At 44.9% G+C, this 17,458-nt stretch carries 12 protein-coding genes; 7 read left to right on the top strand and 5 right to left on the bottom strand.

Going from position 1 to position 17,458, the window contains the following annotated elements; genetic code table 11:
* Positions 1 to 35: 35 nt before the first annotated feature.
* The 3 genes from ACWA2B_RS22280 to ACWA2B_RS22270 all read left to right on the top strand — a co-directional run bounded on the left by ACWA2B_RS22280 (position 36) and on the right by ACWA2B_RS22270 (position 4,840).
* The gene (locus ACWA2B_RS22280; RefSeq protein WP_208332779.1) at positions 36 to 191 is read left to right on the top strand and encodes a hypothetical protein; all 156 of its coding nucleotides are present in this window, start codon (positions 36 to 38) and stop codon (positions 189 to 191) included.
* Positions 133 to 2,133: a methyl-accepting chemotaxis protein gene (locus ACWA2B_RS22275; RefSeq protein WP_449292622.1), complete on the top strand. Its 2,001-nt coding sequence runs from the start codon at positions 133 to 135 to the stop codon at positions 2,131 to 2,133. The genes ACWA2B_RS22280 and ACWA2B_RS22275 overlap by 59 nt, the downstream gene beginning before the upstream one ends.
* A gap of 145 nt (positions 2,134 to 2,278) precedes the next feature.
* Positions 2,279 to 4,840 (top strand): response regulator, encoded by a 2,562-nt coding sequence (locus ACWA2B_RS22270; RefSeq protein ID WP_449292621.1) that lies wholly within the window; start codon positions 2,279 to 2,281, stop codon positions 4,838 to 4,840.
* Positions 4,841 to 4,845: 5 nt separating this feature from the next.
* On the opposite strand, the gene ACWA2B_RS22265 is transcribed toward ACWA2B_RS22270, so the two are convergent.
* Positions 4,846 to 5,532 carry a response regulator transcription factor gene (locus ACWA2B_RS22265; RefSeq protein ID WP_449292620.1) on the bottom strand — a complete coding sequence of 229 codons (687 nt, stop codon included), beginning with the start codon at positions 5,530 to 5,532 and terminating at the stop codon, positions 4,846 to 4,848.
* Positions 5,533 to 6,123: 591 nt separating this feature from the next.
* On the opposite strand from ACWA2B_RS22265, the gene ectB reads away from it, so the two are divergent.
* Positions 6,124 to 7,386 carry a diaminobutyrate--2-oxoglutarate transaminase gene (ectB, locus tag ACWA2B_RS22260; protein WP_341070810.1) on the top strand — a complete coding sequence of 421 codons (1,263 nt, stop codon included), beginning with the start codon at positions 6,124 to 6,126 and terminating at the stop codon, positions 7,384 to 7,386.
* A gap of 87 nt (positions 7,387 to 7,473) precedes the next feature.
* On the opposite strand, the gene ACWA2B_RS22255 is transcribed toward ectB, so the two are convergent.
* From ACWA2B_RS22255 to ACWA2B_RS22245, 3 genes are all read right to left on the bottom strand, one after another.
* On the bottom strand, positions 7,474 to 7,992 hold the full coding sequence (locus ACWA2B_RS22255; protein ID WP_341070811.1) for an NAD(P)H-dependent oxidoreductase: 519 nt from the start codon (positions 7,990 to 7,992) through the stop codon (positions 7,474 to 7,476).
* Positions 7,993 to 8,161: 169 nt separating this feature from the next.
* Positions 8,162 to 9,286, bottom strand: coding sequence for a GGDEF domain-containing protein (locus tag ACWA2B_RS22250; protein WP_165150184.1), 1,125 nt, complete (start codon positions 9,284 to 9,286; stop codon positions 8,162 to 8,164).
* Positions 9,287 to 9,381: 95 nt separating this feature from the next.
* Positions 9,382 to 11,817 carry a GH36-type glycosyl hydrolase domain-containing protein gene (locus ACWA2B_RS22245; protein ID WP_341040452.1) on the bottom strand — a complete coding sequence of 812 codons (2,436 nt, stop codon included), beginning with the start codon at positions 11,815 to 11,817 and terminating at the stop codon, positions 9,382 to 9,384.
* Positions 11,818 to 12,041: 224 nt separating this feature from the next.
* Here ACWA2B_RS22245 and ACWA2B_RS22240 point away from each other — a divergent pair, with 224 nt between their 5' ends.
* Both ACWA2B_RS22240 and ACWA2B_RS22235 read left to right on the top strand, forming a co-directional pair.
* Positions 12,042 to 12,776, top strand: a complete 735-nt coding sequence (locus tag ACWA2B_RS22240; RefSeq protein ID WP_318628369.1) for a thioesterase II family protein — start codon at positions 12,042 to 12,044, stop codon at positions 12,774 to 12,776.
* Between the two features lie 19 nt (positions 12,777 to 12,795).
* Positions 12,796 to 13,650, top strand: a complete 855-nt coding sequence (locus ACWA2B_RS22235; RefSeq protein ID WP_039275066.1) for a sugar phosphate isomerase/epimerase family protein — start codon at positions 12,796 to 12,798, stop codon at positions 13,648 to 13,650.
* A gap of 93 nt (positions 13,651 to 13,743) precedes the next feature.
* Here ACWA2B_RS22235 and ACWA2B_RS22230 read toward each other — a convergent pair whose 3' ends face one another.
* Positions 13,744 to 14,112 (bottom strand): DUF423 domain-containing protein, encoded by a 369-nt coding sequence (locus ACWA2B_RS22230; protein ID WP_318628370.1) that lies wholly within the window; start codon positions 14,110 to 14,112, stop codon positions 13,744 to 13,746.
* 315 nt (positions 14,113 to 14,427) lie between these two features.
* On the opposite strand from ACWA2B_RS22230, the gene ACWA2B_RS22225 reads away from it, so the two are divergent.
* Positions 14,428 to 17,376: a glycoside hydrolase family 48 protein gene (locus ACWA2B_RS22225; protein ID WP_449292640.1), complete on the top strand. Its 2,949-nt coding sequence runs from the start codon at positions 14,428 to 14,430 to the stop codon at positions 17,374 to 17,376.
* Positions 17,377 to 17,458 lie beyond the last annotated feature (82 nt).

The following is a 17,458-nucleotide window of genomic DNA, read 5'->3' as shown; positions in this document are numbered from 1 at the left end:
TATGTCCAAGCGTTTTAGCAGCAGATGTGAAAAATGTGAAAGAGAGTCTGTCGGGTGATTGTCGTCATCGGCAAGACGAAGAGGTTCGCTATAGGTTGGGAAATACAGGTAATGAAATGGAGATGTTTATTAATGAAGAAGTTATCGGGGAAAAAGTGGCTAGTCGCAAGGAAGCTCAGCAAAAATTTTAAAACGAAGCTAATGGTCGCCTTTATTGCATTTTTGATTTTACCGTCCATGATCGTGGGGGCTTTGTCGTTTATAAGCGCGAGTCAGCAGATTCGAAACCAGATTGAAGAAAGTGCCGAGCAGGCTATTGTCCGCACTAATTTTATTATTGATAGTACTATTGAACCCAAGGTACATGACGCAGACTATTTTGCAGAAAGACTAAAAGGCAATCGGGTAGAGACGGAGGAACAAGCGGCGAATTTGGAAGAATTCTTTAAGCAATATATTGCACTCCATCCTGAAACAGAATCCATTTATTATGGTACGAAGGACGGCAAATTTACAACCTACCCACAGAAGCAATTACCAGATAATTATGATCCACGAGTCAGACCTTGGTACGATAAAGCGATAAAGGGACAAGCGAAGGCAGCAATTAGTTCTCCTTATCTTTCGGCAAGCTCGAAGCAAATGACGGTTACTGTGTCCAAGGCAACGTCAGATGGATCGGGTGTTATTGGCATTGACCTGAAAATGAGTGGTATTAAAGAGACGTTGAACAATATTAAAGTAGGTCATGAGGGTTATGCCATATTGCTGGACAACAACCATACTTACATTGTTCATCCGACGAAGGAACCAGGTACCAAAATTACAGATATTGAATCACGCATGTTTCAGAGTGATACTGGTGAATACGAGTATGAGTATGAGGGCCAGCTCAAATATATGAACTATGCGACTAACAAGCTGACTGGCTGGAAGATAGGCGGAACGCTGTATTTGTCTGAAGTCGATGATGCAGCAGGACCGATTTTGATCAGCACTTTACTAACCATTGTCGGTTGTCTTGTGATTGGTATTATCATTGTTTATTTCCTGATCCGTTCCATCATCAAACCGATTTTAAAGTTAAAAGAACAAGCGGTAAATGTGAGCGCCGGAGATCTCACACAGGACATTCAAGTAAAGAGCGAGGACGAGATCGGAGAATTAGGAGTGGCTTTTCAAAATATGCAGAATAACTTGCGATCTGTCATTCAGAACGTAGGGAACAGTGCAGATCATGTCACAATTTCTTCCAATGAACTGACAATAAGCGCGGAACAAACCAGTGCTGCAAGTGAGCAGGTGTCCCAGGCTGTACAAGAAATTGCCAGTGGTGCAGAGAAGCAGACTACAGGGCTGGAAAATAATTCGGTGGCCCTGGATGAAATTGCACAAGGGATCACCCAAATTGCTGAACGATCGATTTCGGTAGCTGATTTGGCCAAACGATCTGCCTTGCAAGCCGAGGAAGGACGAAAGTCTGTTGAGCAGACAGGCGAGCAAATGAATTCCATTCATCAATCAGTAGAGCGTTCCAACCAGATGATTCAAACCTTGCAAGCCCGCTCTCATGAAATCGGTGAAATTACGAAGGTTATCGGCGATATCTCCAATCAGACAAACCTGCTGGCATTGAATGCAGCTATTGAGGCAGCCAGAGCGGGCGATCATGGAAAAGGCTTTGCCGTCGTTGCTGATGAGGTGCGTAAGCTGGCAGAGCAGTCTCAGACATCCGCCACACAGATTGCCACCTTGATTGCCGAAATTCAGCATGAAACCGAAACAACAGTGAAGACGATGGACAGGGTCACGACTGAGGTGCAGGATGGACTACAGATTTCCAAAGCAACCATTGTCAAGCTGGGTTATGCGATGGAAGGCATTCGAGAGACAACACCTCAGGTAGAGGAGGTCGCTGCGATTGCAGAGCAAATATCAGCCAGTGTACAAGAAATCGCAGCGACAGCCAACGAGCTGGCGACGATTGCAACCGGTAATGCCGCCACATCTGAGGAAGTTGCTGCCTCCTCACAAGAGCAACTGGCTTCCATGGAGGAAATATCAGCTTCAGCACAGTTGCTTTCGACGATGGCTGCTGATTTGAAGATGATGATCAGTCGTTTCAAATATTAAAACGAGCTTGAACCTTATGGAATCTATAGTACAATGAATGCTCGGGACAGTTCTTTAAGCCTTATGGCATAAGGAATCTGTCCTGAGTTTTTTTGTGTTTTTGATATATTATAAAAAATGGAAGATTATAGGGGGGGGTGAACACTTGGTTCGAGATTTAGTGCTATGTGCTATCGTGATTTTATTGTTAGTTTTGGTTTTTCAGCGTCAACTTGTTCGCCAGGCGATCACAGGTGTATTTTATGGAGGAGCGGGAATTTTGTTCTTATGTTTTGGCATAAGCGATAAAACACCGTTGACCTGCGTGCTAGAGTTAGGGATGGGTATAATGTTCATGACTCTGTTTGTGCACACTTTAACCACCGCTAAGTATACATATGGACAACGTTTGTTAAACAAAGACCGTGATCTGCTGAATTTACTAGGTGTTCAACCTGGCTTTACCTTCAAGCTGGAGAAAAGCGGTAATGAATTTTATTATAGGCTGCTTGAAGGTGAATTGCTGGAGCGCGTGGGTCTGAATATGCAAGTCAACTACAATAAAAGGGAGCATGTGAAGCGTCTTGGGGACATTTTGGAGCTTTCCTCTGAAACGATGGAGCAGCTTTGCCAATACTACAAACAGGCCTGGTTCGGTGATCGGACCGTATTTGAATTGGATTTTTGGGAATATTCGGCTCTTATTACCTTACATCCGGTTATGGAGGACGGGATTACTAGGCATGTTATCGGTCACGTGTTGGACATTACGGAGTATAAAGCCTCAGAGCAGAAAAGAAAGGAGATGGACGAGGCTAACCGTGCGAAAAGCATTTTTTTGGCTCATATGAGTCACGAAATCCGCACCCCGCTGAATGGAATCATCGGTCTGTCAAAGCTGTTAAATAAGACTGAACTGACTGCCGTTCAAAGAGATTACCTCCACAAGCTTCTCACTTCCTCTCGTACCCTTTCATCCATGCTCAGTAACGTATTGGACTTTTCCAAAATGGAAGCCGGCAGTCTGGAACTGGAAAAGGTAGAATTCGAGCCGGAAAAAATGCTTCGGCATCTCGCAGATACCGTTGGAACTTTGCTAGAAGATAAGGAAATAGAGGTCGTATTTATAACGGACCCGGCGTTACCGAAAAGCTTTAAGGGAGACCCGCTTCGAATGGAGCAGGTGCTTTCAAATCTTCTGACCAACGCCATCAAGTTTACGGATCAGGGACATGTATTGTTACAGGTAAAAATGCTAAGTCAGCAGGAAGGGCGAGTAGGCGTTTCTTTTATGGTAGAAGATACGGGCATAGGAATTTCCGAGACGTGTATGGACAAGCTATTCGTCCCTTTTATCCAGGCGAGTACAGCAACCAGCCGCAGATATGGGGGCTCTGGGCTGGGTTTGGCCATTAGCAAGCATTTGGCTGAAGCTATGGGGGGGAAAGTAGAGGTGAAAAGCCGATTAGGAGAGTACAGTCAATTTCACTTTAATGTCGAGCTGGAAACTGGGGAATTGAATGCAGGAAGCACACGAATAGAAAAACAAATCAAAGGCAAAGCCTTAATTGTTGCGCAGCATGAACTGGTGAGATACAGCTTGAACGAACTACTGCAAGACTTGGGATTAAAAACATTCACTATTTCATCCTTCCAAGAAAGTGTGGATGCTTTTCAAAAGGGTGAGCATTTTGATTATGTTATCATTGATATGGGGATGGAAGGTTTGAGAGAACTGGACTCCCGGAGGCAATGGCTTCAAATGCTGGATAAGCAGATAACTCAGATCATTGGACTTACAACCGTGTTTCAGATGGAAAAAATAGCTGCAGGGGACATGGATTATAGTGTGGATGCCTTTTTGTCCAAGCCCGTTACCCGGAACGCTCTGCTGGAGGTTCTCTGCTGGAAGAAGGAACATTCAGTGCCTGCAGATGGTAATACTCTGGAGACTCATGCGACGATGAGTTCCCGCAATGAGATAGGGGATACAACACAAAAGTATCAAATTCTCATAGCAGAGGATAACGAAATTAACCAGGTGGTGATTACCGAGTTTTTAGCAGAGCGTAACTTTGAGGTAACGATGGTCACGAACGGAAGGGAACTAATAGCGTTACTTGAACTGCGTTACTGGGATATGGTGCTGCTTGATTTGCATATGCCAGAGATGGACGGTTTTGAGACGGCGAGACATATTCGGAGAAACAAAGCTTTTAACAGGCTTCCCATTATCGCTTTTACCGCTGATGCTGTGCAGCATGAACAGGAAGTTTGTCTTCGTGCCGGTATTAATGCCGTGTTGCTCAAGCCTGTCCATGAACTGACCGCTGCTAGAGTGTTAACTAGCTGGATTAATTTAGCGTGGCTGCAAGATTTACATGGTATTCACGCTGAGCAGTCGATAGCAGGTATGGATGGCAAGGTGTATATTTTTCAATTTGCCCTTTACAAATGGATACAGGAATACCAGTATCTCGATAAAAGAGTTGTGAGAAAAATGGACAATGGACAGTTATCTTCTGCTCTTCGATTAATCCACTCGCTTAAGGGAGGAACGGGGAACCTGTGCGCGCCTGAGTTGCTGGCAAAGGTTATAGAGCTGGAAAAGGCATTGAAGCGCAGCAATGAAACCTCAACAGGAGAACTGTATCCAGACTGGAAAGAGCATCTGAGCACGGTTCAGAAGGATATTAACCAAATCAAGTCATCACTTCCTTGGAGCTGACCGTGTTATTGCATAAATTTGTAGCCGATTCCCCAGATGGTCTTAATCAATTGCGGTTTCTTAGGGTCTTTTTCGATTTTTCTGCGTAAATGGTTAATATGTACGTCCACGGCCCTCTCGTTAATAAAGGAGTCTGTGCCACGGAGAGCCTGAATTAAAGCATACCTGCTGAATACAATTCCTCGGTTCAAATAAAAAAGCTTCATAAGCTCAAATTCTGAATATGTTGTCTCCACATTTTGTCCGTTAACGGTAATCATTCTTCTCGCTAGATCCAAAGTAATGCCCGTTTCAGGTTCAGGTGCTCTGCCACTTCCTTGTAAGCGCGTGATTTCAATACGACGAAAAAGAGCCTCCATCCGTGCTTTTAGCTCTTGCATACTAAAAGGCTTGCAAATATAATCATCTGCTCCCAACGTAAGTGTACGAATGCGCTCTGATATGTTGTTTTCTGTAGAAATCACGATGATGGGGACGTCCGTATGCTTGCGTATCAGTGGGCAGGGATTCACGCCATCCAAATCTGGAAGCAGCAGATCCAACAAAATAATATCGGGCTGTACGACCTTAAGCCTGGCAATACCCTCAGACGCTTGTTCCACTCGAGTAACGTTGTAGTCTTCTCCTATTAAATACAAGGAAAGGGTATCTCCCAGCATATTGTCATCTTCAATAATCAAAACATTAGACATGATCATATTTCCTTATCTTTCTATCAAATTCGAGCCAAATAGTTAGGATAACTGCAATGTTTACAACAAGTTTTGACAGGTTCTGTTGATAGAGTAAACTCCTTTGGACAGTCTGTCAAAAGATCAGGTTTGTTGTGACAATCCTGTGGACAATTAGTCCAGATGTATATCTATTTGATATGGAAATGTACTATTTTTGAGATTTATCACTATAATACGACATTTTTCGTTTTATTTTAACAATATACTACAAGCCGCTGATGATAAATTACAAAAATTTAACAAAACATCTCAGAAACATGCATTGACTTAAATGAAAATTATGGTATTTTATTACATAGGAGTTGACATCCTCTGATAGGCCTCTTAGAAAAACCCACTATTTAATCTTCTACTAATCTACTCTCATGTGCTATCTCTATATTTAATTTTAGTACTTTAATTGTTCTTGTAATCGTACTCATGATTCTTTGGTGTGGATATCCCATTGTGAATTCAGACTGTCTTCTCATTTAGATTACATATTTACACTTTTTTTGCTTTCCATGCTTGTATGTTTTTAAAATCAGGTCAGCGGGAGGACGAGAGATCATGAACACATTCGAAGCGCTGGAGTCCAATGTAAGATCCTATTGCAGAAGTTTTCCAGTTGTATTCAACAAAGCTAAAAACGATGTACTGTACACGGAGACAGGCAAGGGTTACATTGACTTTTTTGCCGGGGCTGGGGCTTTGAACTATGGGCATAATAATGATTTTATGAAAAACCGGTTATTGGATTATTTAACATCCGATCGGATTATGCATGGTCTGGATATGTACACGACGGCCAAGCAAGAGTTTATGGAGTCTTTTTCAGAGCGTATTCTCCAGCCCAAGGGCTTGAATTATAAGCTGCAATTTTGCGGACCGACCGGAACCAATGCGGTGGAAGCAGCACTGAAACTTGCACGCAAGGTGAAAAACAGAAATGGTATTTTTGCCTTTATGGGTGCGTTCCACGGAATGTCGCTGGGTAGTTTATCGATTACCAGCAACACCTCCATGCGAGAGAGCGCAGGGGTTCCCCTGAACAATGTTACCTTTATACCTTATAACAGCACATTTAACGGAATGGATACCATTTTGTATATGGAGCAGCTTTTAACAGACACCCATTCAGGTGTGGAAAAGCCTGCCGCGATCATTTTGGAAACGGTACAGGCTGAAGGCGGCATTCATATTGCAGATACCGAATGGCTGCGTGATTTGCGACAGTTGTGCGATGATCATGATATTTTGCTTATTGTGGACGATATTCAAGTCGGTTGCGGTCGAGTTGGTTCGTTCTTCTCATTCGAGCGGGCGGGAATCGTTCCTGATATGGTTGTTTTGTCCAAATCGATCAGTGGATACGGATTGCCAATGTCTCTGTTGCTACTCAAGCCAGAATTGGATATATGGAGTCCGGGTGAGCATAACGGCACTTTCCGTGGAAATCAGCTTGCTTTTGTCGGGGCAAAGGCTGCGCTGGAGTTCAGAGATACGGTAGAGCTGGAAGCACAAGTGAAGGAAAAAGAGGCTTTTGTTCAGCAGTTCTTGCGTGAACAAATCCAATCCATAGATCCTCTTATTGAAATTCGCGGCATGGGATTGATCTGGGGGATTGATGTATCTCATCTGGGAGAAGCGTTCGCCAAGGAGGTAACGACTCTCTGCTTTAGTAGGGGACTCATTGTTGAGCGTGCTGGGCGTAACGATACAGTAATTAAAATTATGCCAGCGTTAACGATAAGCTTGGAAAACTTGCGTAAGGGCTGCGACATTATTAAAGAAAGCATGGCACAGGTAACCAGTACCTTGGTTACGATGTAATCAATCAGTAAAGCCCCTTGGTTGGAGCTGCCGTCTGCTGTAAAGCAGGTATGACAGGCGCCGTCCAAGGGGCTTTCTAGTAAAAAATTAAGAAATAACTGTTTGCGCGTATTTTTGTGCGGATTGGTCTAGTTGCTCATCGGTCAGTACTGCAGCACCATATTGTACGAAATAAGGGAGCAATTTGACACCAATCATATGGCCTGTAGCTTCCAGAGGTCTCAGTAGCTCTTCGATCGTATACCTATTCCGTCCGTCATGTTGATAGTTTTCCTCAACACTGGCAGCAGACAAGGCAATCAACAACTCTTTGCCCTGTAGCTTGCCACCTTCGCTCCCATAAGCCCAGCCGTAGGTTAGAACCTTATCCAGCCATTTTTTCAGTAGGGAAGGAGTGCTGTACCAGTAAAAAGGGAATTGCAGAACGATACGGTCATGCTGCTCTAGCAGTTCCTGCTCCTGGGCGGCATTGATTTGCTCATCCGGATATACTTCATACAGGTTGTGAACGGTCACGCCGGATTGTTTCTTGAGTTCTTGCACCCATCTTTTGTTAATGCGAGATTCCGCAAGATCAGGGTGAACGACAATAACGAGGGTTGACATTTAAAAACCATCTCCTTCGAACTTATTTATCGTAAGTAAATAACCAATACATATGTAACGATTTTAGTTTCAACTTATGGAATTGTCAACTCTATTACATTTTAAGCTCTATATTCAAAAGACTCCGGCAAGCTCATGCCGGAGTCTCATCAAATGAAGTGTTTTTACATTAAGCGGTATGATTAAGAGCAACAATTTTGTTTTTCCCGGAGCGCTTGGCTTGATACAAATAGTTGTCTGTCTCCTGGAAAAATACATCTTTGTCTTTGTTCATATCCTCGGTATAGCCTTTTAATCCAATGCTAACGGTTACGGAAACGATTTGCATTTTCTCCTGAAAGGTCATATTCTCTACTTCACGCCGGATATTCTCAACGATCTGATAGGCTTCCTCAGAAGTATGCTCAAACATCAAAATAGCAAATTCTTCACCGCCATAGCGGGCCGGAATGTCATTCGCTGTAATTTGCTCTGTAATGATTTGAGAGATGCCTTCCAAAATTTTATCACCGAACTGATGTCCGTAAGTGTCATTGATCTTCTTGAAATTATCAATATCCACTAACGCCAGATGGATGATCGCTCCTTGTTCGGCATATTCGAGTGCTTTTTCATAAAAGTTTTGAAAGGACAAATGATTGTACAGCTTTGTCAAACCATCAGTCATTGACATTTTGCTGATAATCGCATTACTGATCATTAATTCCTGTTGGGCACGCTTTGTTTTATACAAATCCACTAACAAATCGCGGCCGCTGGCCTGAATAATGAGAGCAAGAAAGGTGGACATAATCAAAAAGGTTGGAATCGCCACAATATCAAAGTCTGACAAATAGCTGCGGAATGATCCATCTGCTGCCAGCAACAGAAAAAAGACGACCACTTGCAATACAAAGGAAAGCCATATTAAGCGACGATTGAAGAACAGAATAGAAGAGAAAATAGGCAACAAACATAGCGCAGGAATAATCCGGATATCATAATTTAGACGAATAATCATCCAGCAAATGACGGTGCTTGCCATAAACAGGATCGCAAAAGAATACCTGTTAAATTTAAAATGAGCCAACTCTGCCAGTAAGTTGGAACCACTCATGATTAGCGTAGGAACAATCAGGGTTCCGACGTAAAATTCATAAGGCGAAGCGGCGTAATCAAGAAATAAGTAGCTGCCCAGCTGGACGATAAAATGTACAGCTATAATCATCCAATACAGTAATAACATTTTGCGTACCCAGTGGGCTTGCTTTGTTTTGTAATCCATGGTTTGAGTAAGCCGTTTTGTCTTGTTCATGATGTCACCACACTTAATGTATCTTTAGCCATTCTCGTATTATAAGATACTATGTGATGAAGTTGAAGCTAATTTTTTTGAAGGCCATGAACTTGTTAACCTAGTAACACTTTTACTTGGTGGATAGCCCCATCCGCTGCAACCGGCAGAATATTATTCGTTAGGAGGGTACCGTCTACAGTAACCGTAGCTACACCCTTGGAGACATGCTGTGGATTCGTGATATGGATCACGTAGGTATCGCCACGGAAGACGCGGGTGACTATGAATTCGTCCCAGGCTGTAGGAATGCACGGGTCAATACGCAGACCGTCCCATTCCGGCTGGATACCGAGGATAGATTGAGTAATAGCTATAAAGTTCCATGCCGCTGTACCCGTCAGCCAGGAATTTTTGGCTTCGCCTTCACGAACAGCATCCTTGCCCGCAATCATTTGAGCATACACATACGGCTCGGTGCGGTGAATGTCGCTGATGTCCTCCAGATAGGCAGGTGCAATTTTGCTATATAGCTCAAAAGCGCGATCTCCACGTCCTATTACGGCTTCCGCCATCATAATCCACGGGTTATTGTGGCAGAAAATACCGGCATTTTCCTTATACCCGGGTGGGTAAGATGAGATTTCGCCCAGATTGATGTGGTAACGGGAATAAGATGGATGTTGCAGCACGATGCCGTAGGGAGTTTCCAGTCGATCACGTGTAGAATCGAGAGCTTTATGTGCCAAGCCTTCTTCAACACCAATTCCTGCCATGACACAGAAACCTTGAGGTTCAATGAAAATTTGACCTTCCTCACAATCCTTGCTTCCGATTTTGTCTCCATAATGGTCATACGCACGTAAGAACCATTCCCCGTCAAAACCATGCTCCAATGTAGCTGCTCGCATACGATCCACATGGGCTTGAGCTGTGGATGCTTCTTCATCCAAACCTCTGCGCTTGCAAAGCTCAATAAAATCCGGTCCCGTATATACGAATAGTCCGGCGATAAACACGGATTCAGCTACTCGGCCCTCCAAATTTTGTGTTGTCTGATAGGACTCATCGGGTGTAGCGGAAAAACAATTGAGATTCAGACAATCGTTCCAGTCAGCTCGGCCAATGAGTGGAAGACCATGCGGACCAAGATTATCTATTACATGGTAAAAAGAACGCTTCAAATGTTCAAACAGCGTAGCCGTACGCTCTACATTTCCGTCAAAGGGCACTTGTTCGTCCAGTATGCCAAAGTCTCCCGTTTCTTTGATATACGCTGCGGTACCGACAATAAGCCACAACGGATCGTCGTTAAAGCCACCGCCAACCTCGTGGTTTCCTTTTTTGGTTAACGGTTGGTACTGATGATAAGCTCCGCCGTTTTCAAATTGAGTAGAGGCAATGTCGATAATCCGTTCCCGTGCCCGCTCCGGTATTTGGTGGACGAAGCCGAGCAAATCTTGATTTGAATCCCGGAAGCCCATACCACGTCCGATACCAGATTCAAAATACGAAGCTGAACGTGACATATTGAATGTAACCATGCATTGATACGGGTTCCATATGTTTACCATTCGGTTCAGCTTGTCGTCGTGGCTTTGAAGGGTGTACTTGGACAGCAGATTGTTCCAATAGGCTCGGAGTTCACTCAAAGCTTGCTTTACATCGGCTTCATCCGCAAACTGCGCAATCATGGCATGTGCCTGTTTTTTATTAATAACACCGTGGGACTCCCATTTCTCTTCCTCGGGATTTTCCACATAACCGAGTATAAAGTTACAGCTTGTTTCTTTGCCTGGCTCCAGCGTGATCTCAATGCAATGTGATCCGACAGGGGACCATCCGCTGGCAATAGAGTTCGAGGCTTGCCCAGCGGCGACCGTTTGAGGCTGATCTAATCCGTTGTAGAGTCCCAGAAAAGCTTCACGATCTGTATCATAACCCGCTAGCGGACGATTAGCAGAGAAAAAAGCATAGTGATTGCGGCGTTCACGGTATTCCGTTTTGTGATAAATGACAGAGTCCTGTATCTCAACCTCGCCCGTGTTCAAGTTGCGCTGGTAGTTGGTCATATCGTCATAGGCGTTCCACAGACAAAATTCCACGAACGAAAAGAGTTTGATCTTTTTGGTTTGTAACGATGTGTTCTGAAGCTTAACCTGATGGACCTCGCCGTCAAAGGATAGGGGTACAAAAGCCAGCTGAGTGGCTCGAATACCGTTGCGTTCTCCCATAATTGAGGTATAACCAAGTCCATGGCGGCATTCATACTGCTCCAGCTCCCGTTTGACCGGCATCCAGCCTGGAGTCCAATAATCCCCATCATCATAAATATAAAAATAACGACCACCGTTATCGACAGGAATATTATTGTAACGGTAACGGGTTAAGCGACGTAAGCGAGCATCCCGGTAAAATGCATAGCCGCCACTTGTATTGGAAATCAGTCCAAAAAATCGTTCATTACCTAAATAATTAATCCAAGGATAAGGGGTTTGAGGGGTGTGGATGACATATTCTTGATTGACATCATCGAAGAAACCATACTTCATGGCGCAGAACTCCTCTCGATTTGAAAAAATAAAAGGCCCAATACATGATTATATTCAAACATGAAGCCGTTCTTCCTTTAGGAAGATATTCCCCTCTTTATGTAAAATGCGCTTGATTTTCTCAACCTTTCTTCTGGGATTTGCAAAATATTTGAAATGGGTAAATATACCTTTTTATGCTAAAATGAAAAAGTTAGAACTTAGCAAGGCAGGAGGTTGCAAGAATGGCAACTATCACATTATTTTTCATCCCATATGCAGGCGGATCGGCGTCGGTCAGCTTCAAATGGAAAAAGTCGCTACTTCCGCAGATTAAGCTTGTTCCACTGGAATTAGCGGGCAGGGGTATTCGTTCTGGGGAACCGCTAAAGGAAAGCATTGAGGAGATGAGCGAGGATCTGTTGCACAAGATCAGCGAAGAGATAGCCCCCGGCAATCCTTATGCCATATACGGCCACAGTATGGGGACGATGATCTCATTCGAGCTGTACTACAAGCTGGTGGCCGGTGGATATGGCAAGCCTGCTCATCTGTTCGTTTCGGGTGGACGGGCACCGCATGTCCCAAGAAATTCCCCGTGGTTACACGATCTGCCCGCAGATCAGTTCAGGACGCATTTGCAGCGGTACGGTCAGCTTTCGGAAGCGATTTTTGACAATCAGGAATTATACGACTATTTTATGCCCGTGTTAAGAGCGGATTTCAAAGCTGTTGAGTTGTATAAGTACACGGCTAAAGCCGCACTTTTACATTGTCCTATCACCGCTTTGACGGGAATGACCGATAACACGGTGACCTTACAAGATGCGGAGGCATGGGCACAGCATACGGATCAGCAATTTCGTATGTTTACCTTTGAGGGAGGACACTTTTTTATTCATGATGAAGTGGAGCGGATTACGCACATCATCAATGAGACCTTGGAGCAGATTACGGTAACAAGTAGCATACAAAAATAAAAATAAGAGGTGAATTTTAGTGACAGTAGGTGTATTGGCACATTTGTTTGGCAAGTTGCCTTATCGCGAATTGGCTGCAAAGGTAGGCGCAGCGGGCTTTACTCATGTTCAGCTGGCTCCGTGGAGAGCGATCAGTGATGTGGATTTTAATAAACCGGGTAAGTTCAATCCGGGATTGGCACTGTCTATCGCAGAAGAATTTCGTAAGCATGGTGTTTCCATATCGGTGCTCGGGTGCTATTTGCATTTTTTTGTACAGGATGAGGAATTGCTGCGTGAAAATGTAGAGCGCTTTAAAGAGCTGATCCGATATGCGGGTCTGTTAGGAGCACCCATGGTTGCAGCTGAAGTGGGACGTAATGAGGATGGTACCGCCTATACGGAACGTGACTGGAGAGTTGTAAGGGAAGTAGTGCGTGAATTAGCAGATGAAGCGGAGAAGTGGGGCGTATTCGTAGGATTGGAAGCTGCAAACGATCACTTGGTAGGAACTGCCGTAGAGTTGGCTACCTTTCTGGAGGAAGTGCCCTCTTCACACATCGGTGTTGTGATTGATCCTGGTAATCTGCTGAAAACGGAAAATATGGCGCAGCAGGATGAGATCATTCGGGAAGCTTTCCAACTGCTGGGCCCCCGGATTATCGCTGCGCATGCCAAAGACCGGCGTTTGTCATCGTCGGGTGAAATTGAGACGGTGCCGCCGGGTTTTGGAGACATGAACTATGGCCTCTACATGGAACTGCTGGAGCAGTACAAGCCGGGGGTTCATATTATTATGGAAGCTGCTCAGGAGCATGAGATGGCTGAATCCAGACGTTATATCGAAGGACACCGGATAGCCGCTCAGAAAGCGCAACAAGTGCAGACGAAATAATGTATTCTGTCATAATACTCAGGAATGCTACGTTAATAATTCGAGAGACTTGGAAGCGCCTCCTTTTCCAAGTCTCTGTTTCTTTACCCTTGTTTAACCCTGCACAACCGCCACGATCACAATGACCCAGCTTGCCAAAAAAGCCAACCCGCCAATGGGGGTGATTGCTCCAAGCTTTTTCACACCGGATATACTAAGGGCATACAGACTACCGGAAAATAGGAGAATACCCACCAGCATAACCCAGCCTGCGGTTACGATGAGAGAAGAATGGACAAGTCTGTCAGCAAGAACTCCAAGCAGCAGCAAACCCAGTCCATGAGCGATTTGATATTGAATTCCTGTCTGGAATATGCTCATCATGTCTGCGGAAAGTCTCTTTTTCAATGCGTGTGCGCCGAACGCTCCAAACGCTACGGCTAAAAACATCACGATACAACCAAGCAATAGCAAAATTTTCATGTTTTAACGCCTCCCTGTGAAATAGTACCGATTCCAATTGATTTCGTCAATTTTCCTTGTGAAACTCTAAACATATATAATTTTTCGACTCTCATTTGGCGCCTAGTGTGGTATATTTTTTCCAGGGCCAATGCGAAGCATTTGGAGCAATAGACAGCGTGTCCTCCACCTTTTTTATGGGAAAGTGAGGTGATGGTGCTGTCTTTTTGTGCTGTCATTTTTCGGAATAAAATCTTGTGTAAAGTCAAAATTGATAATGGAGAGGATGAATGCAAAGTGATCAGCAGAAAATCCGTGTTCAGGAAATCTGTCTCTATGGTCATGTCAGCTATTTTGGTACTTCCGTTAACCTTGGGCTTATTTCAGGCAGAACCCGACCGTGCATCAGCTACAACACCGGAATCGACACGCTTTCTACAATTGTATAAACAGCTGAAGGATCCGGCTAGCGGATACTTTTCAAAAGAAGGCATACCTTATCATTCCGTTGAAACGCTCATGAGCGAGGCTCCGGATTACGGACACTTAACGACTTCGGAAGCGTACAGCTACTGGATGTGGCTGGAAGTACTGTATGGTCATTATACCGGGGATTGGGGGCATTTGGAATCCGCGTGGGACAACATGGAGAAATATATCATTCCTGTTAATGAAGGCGACGGTAAGGAAGAGCAACCGACAATGAGTAACTATAACCCGAACAGCCCCGCCACTTATGCAGCAGAATATTCGCAGCCGGATCAGTACCCAAGCCGCCTAAGTGGTCAGTATGGTGCTGGCAAGGATCCACTGGACTCTGAGCTGAAGGCAACCTATGGCAACAACCAGACTTATCTGATGCACTGGTTGTTGGACGTGGATAATTGGTACGGTTTCGGAAATCTTCTGAATCCGTCGCATACAGCAGCCTATGTAAACACCTTCCAGCGCGGGGAACAGGAATCGGTCTGGGAGGTTGTACCACATCCATCGCAAGACAATCAAAAGTTTGGCAAGCCTAATGAAGGCTTTATGAGCTTGTTCACCAAGGAAAATAATGCCCCGGCTCAGCAATGGCGTTACACGAATGCCACCGATGCAGATGCACGGGCAGTTCAAGCGATGTACTGGGCTAAGGAATTGGGATATGACAACTCCGTATATTTGGATAAAGCCAAAAAGATGGGAGACTTTTTGCGTTACGGCATGTACGATAAATACTTCCAGAAAACCGGAAGCGCTTCCAATGGAAGTCCAATTGCTGGTACGGGCAAGGATGCCAGTCTTTATCTGATGGCATGGTATACATCCTGGGGCGGCGGACTTGGCCAAAGCGGCAACTGGGCTTGGCGTATTGGTGCCAGCCATGCACATCAGGGCTACCAAAATGTCGTCGCAGCATATGCGTTGTCCAACCAAGATGGTGGATTAATACCGAATTCACCAACGGCGGGACAGGATTGGGCGACCTCGCTGAAGCGCCAACTGGAGTTTTATACTTGGCTGCAATCCGATGAGGGGGCCATTGCAGGCGGAGCGACGAATAGCTGGGATGGTGCCTACAAGGCTTATCCATCTGGCACAAGTACCTTTTATGGCATGGCTTATACAGGGGCTCCTGTATATAACGATCCACCGTCGAATAACTGGTTCGGGATGCAGGCTTGGCCTGTCGAGCGAGTTGCCGAGCTGTACTACATTTTAGCCAAGAAAGGGGATACTTCGTCCGAGCAGTTTAAAATGGCTAAACAAGTGACGGAAAACTGGATCGCATGGTCCAAGAACTATGTATTTGCCAACGAACGGCCTGTGACTGACGTGCAGGGATATTATTTGGATGCACAAGGCAAGCGTATTCTGGGTGGCAAAAATCCGAAAGTGGCTACTACAGCAGCTAAAGGCGAATTCTGGCTGCCGAGCAATCTGGAGTGGAGTGGAAAGCCTGAAACCTGGAGCGGATTTGCCAATCATAAAGGGAATACCAATCTCCATGTGGTAACAAAGAATCCGGGGCAGGATGCCGGAGTACTGGGCAGCTATGTTAAAGCACTTACTTTCTTTGCTGCTGGAACGAAAGCTGAAAAAGGAGACTATTCCGAGTTAGGCAAGGAAGCTAAGGATCTGTCTAAAGCTTTGCTTGATGCTGCATGGGGTTATAACGATGGTATAGGTATTACAACGAAGGAAGCTCGCGAGGATTATTATCGTTATTTTACTAAAGAAGTGTATATCCCGAACGGCTGGAGTGGTAAGACTGGACAAGGCAACACGATCCCTGGCACAGACGCTACCGCTTCTGACCCGTCCAAGGGCGGCAATGGTACCTATTCCAGCTATAGCGATATCCGGCCTAATATCACTAAAGATCCGCAATGGTCCTATCTTAAAGATAAATACACGACTTCTTGGAACAATCAGACCAAAAAATGGGATAAAGGTGCTCCAGAATTTACGTATCACCGTTTCTGGTCCCAAGTCGATATGGCAACGGCTTATGCTGAGTATGACCGTCTCATTAACGGTAGTGGACCAACCGAGCCGACAGCTCCCAAAGTTCCGGCAAATGTGAAGGCAAACGCAGGGGATGCTCAGGTTACACTCACTTGGAGCAAAGCGACGGGTGCCGATAGCTATACGGTCAAGCGCTCGACAACCAGTGGTGGTCCTTATACCACAGTAGCAACGGTAACAGACAGCACTTACAAGGATACAGGAGTGCTGAATGAAACCACTTATTATTATGTAGCAAATGCAACAAATTCTTTAGGAACCAGCCCGGATTCTGTCGAGGTCAGTGCTAAGCCTACGGCAGCTCCCATTCCAGCAACGGGAGACGTGATTGCCCAATACCGCGTGGGCGACACTAATCCGGGAGATAACCAGATTCGGCCACTGTTCCGTGTTGTAAACAAGGGTAAAGAGGCTGTCGAACTGAAAAATGTTAAGCTGAGATACTACTATACCGTAGATGGCGACAAGTCACAGGAATTCCATTGTGACTATGCACAGTTGGGTAGTAGTAACGTTCAGGGACGTTTTGTGAAACTGGATAAGGCCGTTACAGGTGCAGATTATTATCTGGAGATCTCCTTTGGAGCTGGTGCGGGAAGTCTGGCAGCAGGGGAAAATACAGGAGATATTCAAATTCGCATGAACAAGACGGACTGGAGCGACTATAACGAAAGTGATGATTTTTCCTATGATTCTACCAAGACCTCTTATACGGATTGGGACAAAGCACCTTTGTATATAAACGACAAACGTGTCTGGGGCCTGGAGCCTTGATTGCGAACTGATTGTGGAAATCGCGGGCGGAATGTGAGAGCACTGAACTGGATTCATTTCCGTCCGTTTTTTTGTGATCGGA

Source organism: Paenibacillus sp. CMM36 (assembly GCF_053570945.1).
The sequence above is the reverse complement of the archived record's forward strand: the minus strand, read 5'-3'. Positions and strand labels throughout refer to the sequence as shown.

Coding starts and splice junctions, on each gene's coding strand:
- ACWA2B_RS22275 (WP_449292622.1), top strand. CDS start 133: ATGAAGAAGTTATCGGGGAAAAAGTGGCTAGTCGCAAGGAAGCTCAGC.
- ACWA2B_RS22265 (WP_449292620.1), bottom strand. CDS start 5,532: ATGTCTAATGTTTTGATTATTGAAGATGACAATATGCTGGGAGATACC.
- ectB (WP_341070810.1), top strand. CDS start 6,124: ATGAACACATTCGAAGCGCTGGAGTCCAATGTAAGATCCTATTGCAGA.
- ACWA2B_RS22255 (WP_341070811.1), bottom strand. CDS start 7,992: ATGTCAACCCTCGTTATTGTCGTTCACCCTGATCTTGCGGAATCTCGC.
- ACWA2B_RS22250 (WP_165150184.1), bottom strand. CDS start 9,286: ATGAACAAGACAAAACGGCTTACTCAAACCATGGATTACAAAACAAAG.
- ACWA2B_RS22245 (WP_341040452.1), bottom strand. CDS start 11,817: ATGAAGTATGGTTTCTTCGATGATGTCAATCAAGAATATGTCATCCAC.
- ACWA2B_RS22240 (WP_318628369.1), top strand. CDS start 12,042: ATGGCAACTATCACATTATTTTTCATCCCATATGCAGGCGGATCGGCG.
- ACWA2B_RS22230 (WP_318628370.1), bottom strand. CDS start 14,112: ATGAAAATTTTGCTATTGCTTGGTTGTATCGTGATGTTTTTAGCCGTA.
- ACWA2B_RS22225 (WP_449292640.1), top strand. CDS start 14,428: ATGGTCATGTCAGCTATTTTGGTACTTCCGTTAACCTTGGGCTTATTT.